This is a genomic window from Quadrisphaera sp. DVD1, from assembly GCF_058932755.1.
The window spans coordinates 1-12704 of sequence record NZ_JBZYWI010000085.1; the positions used below are offsets into that span (position 1 = coordinate 1).

Genomic DNA, 12704 nt, shown 5'->3' on the forward strand with positions numbered 1-12704 from the left:
CGCCGAGGCGGTGCTGACGGCCGTGCGCGGCGCGCTGCTCGACGCCCCCGCCCGCTGACCCGCTGTTGCCGCCGTGGATCAAGAGGGGAATGCTTCGGGAGCACCACTGACGAGCGCCGCTGCGGCGACGCGTGACGACAGAGGACGGAGGGGACCCGTGGCCGAGTACGTGCTGCCGGACCTGCCCTACGACTACAGCGCGCTGGAGCCCCACATCTCCGGCGAGATCATGCAGCTCCACCACGACAAGCACCACGCCACCTACGTCGCCGGGGCCAACACCGCCCTGGAGAAGATGGCCGAGGCGCGCGAGAAGAACGACTTCGCCACCATCGGCGGCCTGGAGAAGAACCTCGCCTTCAACCTCGGCGGGCACATCAACCACTCGGTGTTCTGGCCGAACCTCTCCCCCGACGGCGGCGACCAGCCGGACGGCGAGCTGGGCGCGGCCATCGCGGAGCACTTCGGCTCCTTCGACGGGTTCCGGGCGCACTTCACCGCGAACGCCCTGGCCATCCAGGGCTCGGGCTGGTCGATCCTGGCCTGGGACAGCGTCGGGTCCAGGCTCGTCATCGTCCAGCTGTACGACCAGCAGGGGAACATCCCGATCGGCATCACCCCCATCGTGATGCTCGACATGTGGGAGCACTCGTTCTACCTGCAGTACCGCAACGTCAAGGCCGACTACGTCAAGGCCTGGTGGAACGTCGTGAACTGGGCCGACGCCACCCAGCGCTTCCTGGCCGCGAGCACGAAGACCGCGGGGCTCATCGTCCCGTGAGCCGTCCACCGGCGTGAGCCCACCGGCTCCGCAGCGACCTCCCGCCCGGTGGGCTCCGGCTCACCGGGCGGTCGGCCGCCGCGGAGCGGGTGGGCGGGACGGCTGGCCCTCCTCGGGCCGGCGGCGGTCGCCGCGGTCGCCTACGTCGACCCCGGCAACGTCGCCACCAACATCACCGCGGGCGCCCGCTACGGCTACCTGCTCGTCTGGGTCGTGGTCGGGGCCAGCGCCGTGGCCGTGCTCGTGCAGTACCTGTCCGCCCGCCTGGGGGTGGTGACCGGGCGCTCCCTGCCCGCGGTGGTCGGCGCGCGCGCCTCGCGCCCGGCCCGCCTGGCGTACTGGGTGCAGGCCGAGGCCGTGGTCATGGCCACCGACCTCGCCGAGGTCGTCGGCGGCGCGATCGCCCTGCAGCTGCTGTTCGACCTGCCCCTCCTCGCCGGCGGCGTCATCACCGCCGGGGTCTCGCTCGCCGTCCTGGCGGTGCGCGACCGGCGCGGCCAGCGCACCTTCGAGCGCCTGACGATCACCCTGCTCGCCGTCATCGCCGCCGGGTTCCTCACCGGCCTCGTCCTCGACCCGCCGGCCGCCTCCGACGTGGCCGCGGGCCTGGTGCCCCGCTTCGACGGCGCCGACAGCGTGCTCGTCGCCGCGGGCGTCCTCGGCGCGACGGTGATGCCCCACGCGATCTACCTGCACTCGGCGCTGATGCCCGACCGCCACGGCCACCGGCCCCCGGGCGCCGGCCGCCGCGAGCTCATCTCGGCGCTGCGCCTCGACATCGCCGTGGCCATGACGCTCGCCGCCGTGGTCAACACCGGGCTGCTCGTCCTGGCCGCGACGGCCCTGGCCGGCCAGCCCGGCACCGACACGATCGCCGGGGCCCACGCCGCGGTGCGCGAGGCCCTGGGCGGCGGCGTGGCCACGGCCTTCGCCGTCGGCCTGCTCGCCTCCGGCCTGGCCAGCTCCTCCGTGGGCAGCTACGCCGGGGCGGTGGTCATGGAGGGCCTGCTCCGCCGGCGCATCCCGCTCCTGGCCCGGCGCCTGGTCACCGCCGTCCCGGCGCTGCTCGTGCTGGCCAGCGGCGTGGAGCCCACCACGGCGCTGCTGCTCTCGCAGGTGGTGCTCTCCTTCGGCATCCCCTTCGCGCTCGTCCCCCTCGTGCGGGTCACCGCGTCGCGGGCGGTGATGGGCGACGACGTCGTCGCGCGCGGGACGAGCGCGGTGGCCTGGGGCGTCGCTGCGGCCGTCGTCGCCCTCAACCTCGTGCTCATCGTCCTCACCGCCACCGGCGCCTGACCCACGGCGCTCCTGGTCGCCCGTGCTCGCTCGTGCGCCCCGGGAGGTCAGGGGGCCAGGGGCGGCGCCTCGGCGGCGACGACGAGGGCGGTGGCGATGGCCGCCACGCCCTCCCCGCGGCCGGTGAGGCCCAGCCCGTCCGTGGTGGTGGCCGAGACCGACACCGGCGCGGCGCACGCCGCCGAGAGGGCCGCCTCGGCCTCAGCCCGGCGCGGGCCCAGGCGGGGCCGCTGCCCGATCACCTGCACGGCGACGTTGCCGATGGCGAACCCCGCCTCGCGCACCCGGCGGGCGGTCTCGGCCAGCAGCACCACGCCGGCCGCACCGGCCCACTGCGGCTCCGCGGTGCCGAAGTGGGCGCCGAGGTCGCCCAGGCCCGCGGCCGAGAGCAGCGCGTCGCAGGCCGCGTGAGCGGCCACGTCGGCGTCGGAGTGGCCGGCCAGGCCCGGCTCGCCGGGCCAGTCCAGGCCCGCCACGCGCAGCGGCCGGCCGGAGCCCTCGGGGGCGAAGGGGTGGACGTCGACGCCGACGCCCGTGCGCGGCAGCGGGGCGGCGCTCACGCGGCACCGGCCCCGAGCAGGGCCCCGGCCAGGGCCAGGTCGATCGGACGGGTCACCTTGAAGGCCTCCTCGGCTCCGGGCACCACCTGCACCAGCGCTCCGGCCAGCTCGACCAGCGTCGCGTCGTCGGTCGCGCGCAGCGCCGCCGGGGACGCGGCCCCCGACACCACCGCGGCGTGAGCGTCCTCGAGGGCGCGGCGCGCGAAGCCCTGCGGGGTCTGGACGGCGCGGAGCAGCTCGCGGTCGACCACGGCTCCGCGCCCGCTGCCGCCCGGCAGCGACCTGATCGTGTCGGCCACCGGGACGCCGGGCACCACGGCCGGGGCACCCGAGCGCACCGCGGCGTCCACGGCGGCGAAGAGCGCCGGCGGTGCGAGGCACCGGGCGGCGTCGTGCACGAGGACGACGTCCACCGCCGGGGCGAGCGCGGCGAGACCCGCCCGCACGGACGCCTGGCGGGTGCTGCCGCCGGGGACGACCCGCACGGAGGGTCCCGCACCGGCGGCGCCGGCCGGGCCCGCGAGGGGAGCGACCAGCGCCACCACCTCACCGACCCGGTCGGGCGGCGCGACGACCACGAGCTCGTCCAGGACGCCGGAGGCCAGCGCGCGCTCCGCCGCGTGCAGCAGGAGCGGGCGACCGGCCACCTCGACGAGGGCCTTGGGGCGCCCGGCGGCGAGGCGGCTGCCCGACCCCGCCGCCACCAGGACGCAGGCGGTGCTCATGCGCGGCGGGCCGAGGGCCCGCCCCGCGACGCGCTCAGCTCGCCAGGACCTCGTCGAGGAGGGCCTCGGCGCGGTCCTCCGGGGTCTTCTCCGCCAGCGCGAGCTCGGAGACGAGGATCTGGCGCGCCTTGGCCAGCATGCGCTTCTCCCCCGCCGACAGGCCGCGGTCCTGGTCGCGGCGGTAGAGGTCGCGCACGACCTCGGCCACCTTGATCACGTCACCGGACGCGAGCTTCTCCAGGTTGGCCTTGTAGCGGCGCGACCAGTTCGTGGGCTCCTCGGTGTACGGAGCGCGCAGGACGCCGAAGACGCGGTCGACACCGGCCTTGTCCACGACGTCGCGGACTCCCACGAGGTCGCAGTTCTCGGCGGGCACCTCGATGGTCAGGTCGCCCTGGGCCACCTTGAGCCGGAGGTAGAGCTTGTCCTCGCCGCGGATGGTGCGGTTCTTGATCTCTTCGATCAGCGCTGCCCCGTGGTGGGGGTAGACGACCGTCTCACCGACCTTGAATGCCATCTGGTGGTCCCCTTTCGCGACCACGACCTTACCACGCCCGCAGCCGCCCCTCGGTGCGCCCGGACGCCGTTTGCGCTGGTCAGGGGCACGAGGCCCCCGCACGGGGGTTGACAGGCGCGTCTGACGCGTGCTCCGCCCGCGCCGACCAGGACGGCGCCGGTAGCATCCGTGGCGTGGAAGCTGCCCGTCGCGCCCTCGCCCCCTCGGCCCTCGCCGTCGCCGCCCTGGCCCTGGTCGCCGGGTGCAGCGCGACGAACCCCTACACGACGACCGAGGGGTACCAGCCGGCCGACACCGAGGTCGTGAACCTCGGCCCGGTGCAGGTGGCCAGCCTCGCGGTGTTCACCGAGGACGAGGGCGAGCCGGGCGCGCTCGTGGCGCGCATCGTCAACAGCAGCCGCGACGAGCAGTCCGTCACGATCACCTCCGAGGCGCCCTCCTCCGTGGACGAGACGTTCACGGTCGCCGGGCAGAGCACGCTGGCCGTGGGCCCCGACGAGGAGACGACGTCGACGATCGCCTCCGTCGCCGAGCGCCCCGGCGAGACCATCGCGATGACCGTGAGCACCGGCGACAGCAGCAGCGAGGTCACCGTGCCGGTGCTCACGGGGAACTTCCCGATGTACGCCACGCTCGTGCCGACGCCGACGCCGACGCCGACGGCCGCCGCGCCCACGACCACCGCGGGCGCCAGCCCCTCCTCCGCGGGGGGCGTGACGCCGACCGGCCCCGTCCCCTCGGTCACCGACGAGGTCACCGGGTCGCCGTCCGCGACGTCCACCCCGCGCACCCTGTCGCCGTCGGACTCGGCGACCGGCTGAGCCCGGCGGCTCACGCCGGGGCGCGGGCCGGCTCCACCTTGTAGCCGAGCCCGCGCACGGTGACGAGGAAGGTCGGCTCCGACGGGTCGGCCTCGATCTTGGCGCGCAGCCGCTTGACGTGGACGTCGAGGGTCTTGGTGTCCCCGACGTAGTCCGAGCCCCACACCCGGTCGATGAGCTGGTGGCGGGTGAGCACCCGCCCCGCGTTGCGCAGCAGCAGCTCGAGCAGCTCGAACTCCTTGAGCGGCAGCCGCACCGGGTCGCCGTGGACGGTCACGACGTGGCGCTCGACGTCCATCCGCACGGGCCCGACCTCGACGGTGGCCGGCAGCAGCTCCTCCGGCTCCGCCCGCCGGCGCAGCACCGCCCGCACGCGGGCCAGCAGCTCGCGCGTGGAGTACGGCTTGGTGACGTAGTCGTCCGCGCCCAGCTCCAGCCCCACCACGACGTCGACCTCGCTGTCCTTGGCGGTGACCATGATCACCGGGACGGCGCTGCGGGCCCGCAGCTGCCGGCACACCTCGGTGCCCGGCAGGCCGGGCAGCATGAGGTCGAGGAGCACGAGGTCCGCGCCGCTGCGGTCGAACGCCGCTAGGGCCTCGTGGCCGTCGGCGGCGACCTCGACCTCGAAGCCCTCCCGCTGCAGCAGGTACGACAGCGGGTCGCTGAAGGACTCCTCGTCCTCCACCACCAGGATCCGGGTCATGCGGTGCGCTCCTCCTCGACGACGTGCTCGGTGGCTGCGCCCGCCCGCGGCAGGCGCAGCGTGAAGGTCGACCCCTGGCCGACCTGGCTCCACAGCCGCACGTCGCCCCCGTGGCCGACGGCGACGTGCTTGACGATGCTCAGGCCCAGCCCGGTGCCCCCGGTGACGCGCGAGCGCGCCGGGTCCACCCGGTAGAACCGCTCGAAGACGCGCTCGCGCTCCTCCGGGCCGATCCCGATGCCCTGGTCGGTGACGCTGACCTCGACCCAGCCGTCGCGGCCCTGCACCCCGACGCCGACGCGGGTGCCCGCGTCGGAGTAGCGCAGCGCGTTGTCGACGAGGTTGCGCACCGCGGTGGTGAGCAGCTCGGCGTCCCCGGTCACCCGGGCCCCGCTGGTGCCGCCCACCTCAACCGCGATCGAGCGGGCCTCGGCGGTCGAGCGGCACCGGTCCACCGCCTCGGCCACGACGGCGTCGACGTCGACCACCGACGGCCGGGTGGGCGGCACGCCGTCCTGGAGCCGGGAGAGCTCGACGACGTCGTGGACCAGCTCCGCGAGCCGGGTCGCCTCCTTCTGCATCCGGCCGGCGAAGCGGCGCACCGCCGTCGGGTCGTCGGCGGCGTCCGCGGTGGCCTCGGCCAGCAGGCCCATCGCCCCCACCGGGGTCTTGAGCTCGTGGCTGACGTTCACCACGAAGTCCCGGCGCACCTCCTCCAGCCGGCGCGCCTCCGTGCGGTCGGTGCCGAGCGCGACGACGTGCAGGGTGCCGAGCGGGGCGACCCGGACGCCGAGCACGCGCCGCCCGGGGCCGCCCGGCCGGCCGGGGAGCTCGAGCTCCAGCTCGCGGACCTCGCCGTCGCGGCGGGCGGCGCGCACGGCCTCGACGAGCTCGGGCGAGGCCAGCTCGCGGCCGCGGACCAGGCCGGCGGCGTGCGCGGCGGGCGAGGCCCGCACGACCTCGTCGGCGACGTCGACCACGACCGCCGGGCCGCCGAGCACGGCCAGCAGGGCCGGCACGCCGTCGGGCAGCTCACCGTCGTCCGGCGCGGGGGGCGGCAGCGGCGCCGAGCGGGCGCGCTCGCCGTGGCGGGAGGCGAGCACGGCGACGGAGCCGACCAGCACCCCCAGGAGGCCGGCGACCACCGAGGAGGGGTCCACGAGCGGCACAATAGGCGGGAGCGACGGCCCGGGGGCGGCGGAGACGCCCCGGCTGCTCCGGGCGGGTCAGTGCGTCGTCCCGTGTTCACCTGCGCACAGGGCGGCGTTCATCGCGAGGGGCCAGAGTGGGAACCTCAAGACATCCAGGAGGAGAAGTGCGCGACATCTTCCACAGCGAGCTGGACCAGCTCGCTGAGCGGCTGCAGGAGATGACCGGTCTGGTGGGCGCCGCCATGGGCAGCGCCACCCGGTCGCTGCTGACCGCCGACCTCCGGCTCGCCGAGAGCGTCATCGCCGCCGACGCCCAGGTCGACGAGGCCCAGCGAGAGCTCGACGAGCAGGCCGTGCAGATCCTGGCCCGGCAGGCGCCCGTGGCCACCGACCTGCGCACGGTCGTCGCCTCGCTGCGGATGAGCTCGAGCCTGGAGCGCATGGGCGACCTCGCCCGCCACGTCGCCCAGCTCGCCCGCCTGCGCTACCCCCACCGCGCCGTCCCCGACGAGCTGGTGGACGTCTTCGCCGAGATGGGCGAGCTGGCCCAGCGGATCGCCTCCAAGGCCGGCCGCGTGATCGCGACCCGCGACCTGGAGGCCGCGGCGGAGATGGAGCGCGACGACGACGCCCTGGACGCCCTGCACCGCCGGGTCTTCGCGACCATGGGCGCCCCCGAGTGGCCGTGCAGCGCGGAGATGACCGCCGACGTCACGCTCGCCAGCCGGTACTACGAGCGCTTCGGCGACCACGCCGTCTCCCTCGCCCACCGCGTGACGTTCCTCGTGACGGGCGACTACGCGCCGGTGTCCGCCAGCTGAGCGCCGACCGGGGCGCTCGTGTAACGCAGAGTTAACCGAGCGTTCCGTCCCCGGCTGTCCCACAACGCCCCGCACCACCCCGGCGGCATGACAGGTTCTCCAGGACCCACCCCCCCTCCTGGAGGCCTCCTTGCCCTCGTCCACGCACGCCCGGCGCCTGGGAACGGCGCTGGCGGCTGCGCTCGCCGCGGCTCCGCTGACCGCCCTCCCGGCGGCAGCTGCCGACAGCGCTCCGTTCATCAGCGAGATCCACTACGACACGATCGGCACCGACACCGGTGAGGCGATCGAGGTCGAGGCCCCCGAGGGCGTCGACCTCACCGGCTGGCAGGTCGTGCTCTACAACGGCAACGGCGGCGCCAGCTACAGCACCAAGACCCTCGGCGCCGGCAGCGTCGTCGTCGTGACCTACCCGACCGACGGCGTCCAGAACGGCGCCCCGGACGGCGTGGCCCTGGTCCGCCCCGACGGGACCGTCGCGGAGTTCCTCTCCTACGAGGGCGTCGTCACGGCCACCAACGGCCCGGCGGCCGGCATGACGAGCACCGACATCGGCGTCGCGGAGACCAACAGCACCCCGAACGACCAGTCGCTCCAGAAGGTCGGCGGCGCCTGGGTGGGGCCGCAGACGGCCACCTTCGGCGCCCGCAACGGCGCGCCGACGCCGCCCCCGCCGCCGGCGGAGGGGGACTGCGACACGGCCCCCGCCACCGACGTCGAGGACGTCCAGGGCACCGGCGCCGCGAGCCCGCTCGCCGGCCAGTCGGTCACCGTCGAGGGCGTCGTCACCGCCGACTACGAGACCGGCGGGTTCACCGGCGTCTACGTGCAGCAGGCCGACGGCGACGACCCCGCCGCCTCCGACGCCGTGTTCGTCTACAAGCCCACCACCGCGCTGTCGGTCGGTGACCGCGTGCAGGTGACCGGGGCCGTCAGCGAGTACCAGGGCCTCACCGAGATCACCGCGACCGCGGTGGCCGTGTGCGAGGCCGGCGTCGCGCTCCCCGCGGCCACCGCCTTCGACGCGGCGGACGTCACCGGCGACGAGCGCGAGGCGCTCGAGGGCATGCTCGTCGCCCCCGCCGGCGAGCTCACCGTCTCCGAGGTCTACAACCTCAACCGCTACGGCGAGGTCCTCCTCGCCCCGGGCGGCGAGCCCTTCCGCACCCCCACCGACGTCGCGCGGCCGGGCTCGGAGGAGGCGAAGGCCCTGCAGGCCGAGTTCCTGGCCGAGCAGCTGCTGCTGGACGACGGCTCGAGCACCAACCTGAGCACGGCGGGCCGGGCCCCCTCCTACGGCTCCCCCGAGCAGCCGCTGCGGGTGGGCGACACGGTCGCCTCCTTCGGCTCCGTGGTGCTCGACTTCCGCAACAGCGCGTGGAAGCTCCAGCCCGCGCAGCCGGTGACCGCCGGCTCGAGCGCGGGGCCGGCCTTCACGGCGACGAACCCCCGCACCGCCGCTCCGGCAGAGGTCGGCGGCGACCTCCAGGTGTCCTCGTTCAACGTGCTGAACTACTTCACCACGCTGAGCAGCGAGAACAGCCAGGCCCGCGGGGCGTCCACCCCCGAGGCGTTCGTCAAGCAGCAGGCCAAGATCGTCGAGGCCATCAACGGGCTCGGCGCCGAGGTGGTCTCCCTGATGGAGGTCGAGAACTCGGTCAAGTTCGGCAAGGACCGCGACCAGGCGCTCGCCGCCCTGGTCGAAGCCCTCAACGCCGACGCCGACGCCGACACGTGGGCGTTCGTGCCCTCCCCCGCCGCGGAGGACCTGCCGCCGGTCGCGGACCAGGACTTCATCCGCACCGCCTTCATCTACCAGCCCTCGGCGGTCCAGCCCGTGGGCGCCTCGGTCGTGGACACCGACCCCGTCTGGGCGGGGGTCGCCCGCCAGCCCCTGGCGCAGACGTTCGCCGCCGACGGCTCGCAGTTCACCCTCGTGGCGAACCACTTCAAGTCCAAGGGCTCCGGCTCGGGCGTGGACGCGGACCAGGGCGACGGGCAGGGCGCCTCCAACAACGCCCGCGTCCAGGAGGCGCAGCGCCTCGACGCCTTCGTCGACGAGGTCACCGCCGACGCCGGCACCTCCGACGTCCTGCTGCTGGGCGACTTCAACGCCTACACCCAGGAGGACCCGCTCCAGGTGCTCTACCAGGCCGGCTACACCGACCTGGAGAGCCACTTCGAGACGGGCGAGAGCAGCTACGTGTTCGGCGGCCAGAGCGGCTCGCTCGACCACGCGATGGCCTCGGGCTCGCTGCTGGCGCAGGTCACCGGCGTCGACATCTGGAACATCAACGCGCCGGAGTCCTACGCCTTCCAGTACGACGGCTACGCCCCCTGGTACCAGGCGAACCCCTACCGGTCCTCCGACCACGACCCGGTCGTCATCGGCCTCGACCTCGTCGGCGACGAGGTCCCGACCGGTCCGGTCGACCTGCAGCTGCTCGACATCAACGACTTCCACGGCCGCATCGGCGGCGGGGTCGGCGTCAAGCTCGCCGGCACCGTCGAGGAGGCCCGCGCGAAGCAGCCGAACACGGTCTTCGTCTCCGCCGGCGACAACATCGGCGCGTCGACGTTCGTGTCCTCCAGCCAGCAGGACGAGCCCACGATCGACGTCCTCGACGCCCTCGGGCTGCAGGCCTCCGCGGTCGGCAACCACGAGTTCGACCAGGGCCTGGCCGACCTCACCGGGCGCGTCCAGGGCCGCGCGGACTGGCCGTACCTGGGCGCGAACGTCTACGGCGCCGACGGCGAGCCCGTCCTGCCGGAGTACGCGATCGTCGAGAGCGGCGGCCTGGACGTCGGCTTCATCGGCGTGGTCACCCAGGAGACGCCGTCGCTGGTCACCCCGACCGGTGTCGCGGGCCTGACCTTCGGCGACGAGGTGGAGGCCGCCAACCGCGTCGCCGCCGAGCTCTCCGACGGCGACGACAGCAACGGCGAGGCCGACGTCCTCGTGCTGCTGGCCCACGACGGCGCGACCGAGAGCGCCTCGAACACCACGCTGGCGGACCAGATCGCCCTCGACACGGACTTCTCGCACCTGGTGACCGACACCAGCGCCGAGGTGGACGTGATCTTCACCGGTCACACCCACAAGGAGTACGTGTGGGAGGGCCCGGTGCCCGGCTCGGACCGCACCCGCCCGGTCGTCCAGACCGGCGAGTACGGCAACAAGCTGGGCCAGGTGCTGCTGAGCGTCGACCCCGCCACCGGCGAGGTGCTCACGCACTCCGCGGCCAACATCCCGGCCACGGCCACGCCGACCGCCGACCTGGTCGCCCGCTACCCGCGGGTCGCCGAGGTGCAGCGGATCGTCGCGGCCGCCGAGGCGCGGGCCGCCGAGGTCGGCAACGTCCCGGTCGGCCGCATCACCGGCGACATCACCCGCGGCCGCACGTCGGCCGGTGGCGAGGACCGCAGCGTCGAGTCGCCCCTGGGCCACCTCGTCGCCGACGCGATGCTCGCCGGCGCGGCCCCCGCGGAGCGCGGCGGGGCGCAGATCGGCATCACCAACCCCGGCGGCCTGCGGGCGGACCTGCGCTTCGCGCAGTCCGGCACCGAGGGCGACGGCGTGGTGACCGTGGCCGAGGCCAACACGGTGCTGCCCTTCGCCAACAACCTGGTGACGGTGAGCCTGACCGGCAGCCAGCTGGTGCAGGTGCTCGAGCAGCAGTGGCAGCCGGCCGGCTCCGCCCGGCCGTACCTGGCCCTGGGCCTGTCGGGCAACCTGCGGTACTCCTACGTCCCCGACGCCCCCGCCGGCCAGCACGTCGTGGCCAGCACGGTGACCGTGGACGGGAAGCCGCTCGACCCGGCCGCCACCTACAAGGTCGCGACGAACAACTTCCTCGCCGCCGGCGGTGACAACTTCACCGCCTTCCGCACGAACAGCGGGGTCCGCGACAGCGGGCTGATCGACTTCGACGCCCTCCGCAGCTACCTGGAGACGCGCTCCCCGATCAGCCCCGACACCACGAACCGGGCGAGCGTCTACGTCGCTCCCCCGGTCGCCCAGGTCGCCGACCTGCGCGCCGTGGTGACCGGCCCGGCCAGCGTCAAGGGCGGCAGCGACGCCACCTACACCCTCACGGTGACCAACGAGGGCACGGTCGCCGCAGCCAGGGTCGTGGCAGACCTGGGTGCGACCTCGCTGACGGGCACCAAGGCGAGCCCGAAGGCCGTCAGCACGAACCTCGTGATCGACGGGACCCGCGTGAAGGGCTTCACCTGGACGGTGCCGAGCCTGGCGCCCGGGGCGTCGGCCACCTTCACGGTGACCGGCAAGGCCCACAAGTCCGACTCCACGGTCACCGCAGTCGGTGGCGCCAAGACCGCCACCGAGGAGCCCGACACCAGCGACAACTCCAGCTCCACGGTCAGCACCGTCACCCGCTGACCCGCACCTGAGGACGACGAGGCCCCCTCCACCCGCGGGTGGAGGGGGCCTCGTCGCGTCCGCGGGCCGGAGCGGGCGTCAGCGCCCCTGGTTGGCGACCGCGGCGACCGCCTCGGCGGCGGCGTCGGGGTCGAGGTAGCGGCCGCCCGGAGTCAGCGGGCGCAGCTGCTCGTCGAGCTCGTACAGCAGCGGGATGCCGGTGGGGATGTTCAGGCCGGCGATCGCCTCGTCGGAGATGCCGTCCAGGTGCTTGACCAGGGCCCGCAGGGAGTTGCCGTGGGCGGCCACGAGCACCGTCTTCTGCGCGCGCAGGTCGGGCACCACCGCGTCGTACCAGTACGGGAGCATCCGGTCGACGACGTCGGCCAGGCACTCCGTCAGCGGGGCCGCGCTGCCCAGGTCGGCGTACCGGGGGTCGCCGGCCTGGCTGAACTCGTCGCCCGGGTCGATCGGCGGCGGCGGCACGTCGTACGAGCGGCGCCAGGTCATGAACTGCTCCTCGCCGAACGCCGCGAGGGTCTGCTTCTTGTCCTTGCCCTGCAGCGCCCCGTAGTGGCGCTCGTTGAGCCGCCAGCTGCGGCGCACCGGCACCCAGTGGCGGTCCGCGGCGTCCAGCGCGAGGTGGGCGGTGGTGATGGCGCGGCGCAGCAGCGAGGTGTGGACGACGTCGGGCAGCAGGCCCTCGCCGCGCAGCAGCTCGCCGCCGCGGACGGCCTCGGCGCGCCCCTTCTCGGACAGGGCGACGTCCACCCACCCGGTGAAGAGGTTCTTGGCGTTCCACTCGCTCTCGCCGTGGCGGAGCAGCACGAGGGTCGAGGTCGCAGGCATGTCCGCAGCGTAGCGAGACGGCCGGGGCCCTCCGGCGCTACCGTCCCGCCATGACGGAGCCGTCGCAGCCGCCGGTGCGCCGCTCCGCGTCGGGGC

At 74.7% G+C, this 12704-nt stretch carries 11 protein-coding genes; 5 read left to right on the forward strand and 6 right to left on the reverse strand.

Annotation, left to right across the window (positions count from 1 at the left end; genetic code table 11):
- Positions 1-157: 157 nt before the first annotated feature.
- Positions 158-781 (forward strand): superoxide dismutase, encoded by a 624-nt coding sequence (locus tag AC5FZL_RS10730; RefSeq protein ID WP_493618577.1) that lies wholly within the window; start codon positions 158-160, stop codon positions 779-781.
- Between the two features lie 48 nt (positions 782-829).
- Positions 830-2077: an Nramp family divalent metal transporter gene (locus tag AC5FZL_RS10735; RefSeq protein ID WP_493618578.1), complete on the forward strand. Its 1248-nt coding sequence runs from the start codon at positions 830-832 to the stop codon at positions 2075-2077.
- 47 nt (positions 2078-2124) lie between these two features.
- Here AC5FZL_RS10735 and ispF read toward each other — a convergent pair whose 3' ends face one another.
- The 3 genes from ispF to AC5FZL_RS10750 are packed head-to-tail and all read right to left on the reverse strand — an operon-like array spanning position 2125 to position 3879.
- Positions 2125-2637 (reverse strand): 2-C-methyl-D-erythritol 2,4-cyclodiphosphate synthase, encoded by a 513-nt coding sequence (gene ispF, locus AC5FZL_RS10740; protein WP_493618579.1) that lies wholly within the window; start codon positions 2635-2637, stop codon positions 2125-2127.
- Complete coding sequence (ispD, locus tag AC5FZL_RS10745; RefSeq protein ID WP_493618580.1) at positions 2634-3362, reverse strand: 2-C-methyl-D-erythritol 4-phosphate cytidylyltransferase; 729 nt, start codon at positions 3360-3362, stop codon at positions 2634-2636. The genes ispF and ispD overlap by 4 nt, the downstream gene beginning before the upstream one ends.
- A 34-nt stretch (positions 3363-3396) precedes the next feature.
- On the reverse strand, positions 3397-3879 hold the full coding sequence (locus tag AC5FZL_RS10750; protein WP_493618581.1) for a CarD family transcriptional regulator: 483 nt from the start codon (positions 3877-3879) through the stop codon (positions 3397-3399).
- A 173-nt stretch (positions 3880-4052) separates the two neighbouring features.
- Between AC5FZL_RS10750 and AC5FZL_RS10755 the strand changes: the two genes are divergently transcribed.
- Positions 4053-4700: a hypothetical protein gene (locus AC5FZL_RS10755; RefSeq protein ID WP_493618582.1), complete on the forward strand. Its 648-nt coding sequence runs from the start codon at positions 4053-4055 to the stop codon at positions 4698-4700.
- Positions 4701-4710: 10 nt separating this feature from the next.
- Here the strand turns inward: AC5FZL_RS10755 and AC5FZL_RS10760 are convergent, their stop codons facing one another.
- Positions 4711-5406, reverse strand: a complete 696-nt coding sequence (locus AC5FZL_RS10760; protein WP_493618583.1) for a response regulator — start codon at positions 5404-5406, stop codon at positions 4711-4713.
- Positions 5403-6566 carry a sensor histidine kinase gene (locus AC5FZL_RS10765; protein WP_493618584.1) on the reverse strand — a complete coding sequence of 388 codons (1164 nt, stop codon included), beginning with the start codon at positions 6564-6566 and terminating at the stop codon, positions 5403-5405. The genes AC5FZL_RS10760 and AC5FZL_RS10765 overlap by 4 nt, the downstream gene beginning before the upstream one ends.
- Before the next feature lie 155 nt (positions 6567-6721).
- On the opposite strand from AC5FZL_RS10765, the gene phoU reads away from it, so the two are divergent.
- Both phoU and AC5FZL_RS10775 read left to right on the forward strand, forming a co-directional pair.
- On the forward strand, positions 6722-7378 hold the full coding sequence (gene phoU, locus AC5FZL_RS10770; RefSeq protein WP_493618585.1) for a phosphate signaling complex protein PhoU: 657 nt from the start codon (positions 6722-6724) through the stop codon (positions 7376-7378).
- 130 nt (positions 7379-7508) lie between these two features.
- Positions 7509-11780: an ExeM/NucH family extracellular endonuclease gene (locus AC5FZL_RS10775; RefSeq protein WP_493618586.1), complete on the forward strand. Its 4272-nt coding sequence runs from the start codon at positions 7509-7511 to the stop codon at positions 11778-11780.
- 78 nt (positions 11781-11858) lie between these two features.
- On the opposite strand, the gene AC5FZL_RS10780 is transcribed toward AC5FZL_RS10775, so the two are convergent.
- The gene (locus AC5FZL_RS10780) at positions 11859-12608 is read right to left on the reverse strand and encodes a phosphoglyceromutase (RefSeq protein ID WP_493618587.1); all 750 of its coding nucleotides are present in this window, start codon (positions 12606-12608) and stop codon (positions 11859-11861) included.
- Positions 12609-12704 lie beyond the last annotated feature (96 nt).

What these genes read in the sequence shown, in the direction of transcription:
- ispD (WP_493618580.1), bottom strand. Translation starts at nt 3,362, where the DNA reads ATGAGCACCGCCTGCGTCCTGGTGGCGGCGGGGTCGGGCAGCCGCCTC.
- AC5FZL_RS10750 (WP_493618581.1), bottom strand. Translation starts at nt 3,879, where the DNA reads ATGGCATTCAAGGTCGGTGAGACGGTCGTCTACCCCCACCACGGGGCA.
- AC5FZL_RS10760 (WP_493618583.1), bottom strand. Translation starts at nt 5,406, where the DNA reads ATGACCCGGATCCTGGTGGTGGAGGACGAGGAGTCCTTCAGCGACCCG.
- AC5FZL_RS10780 (WP_493618587.1), bottom strand. Translation starts at nt 12,608, where the DNA reads ATGCCTGCGACCTCGACCCTCGTGCTGCTCCGCCACGGCGAGAGCGAG.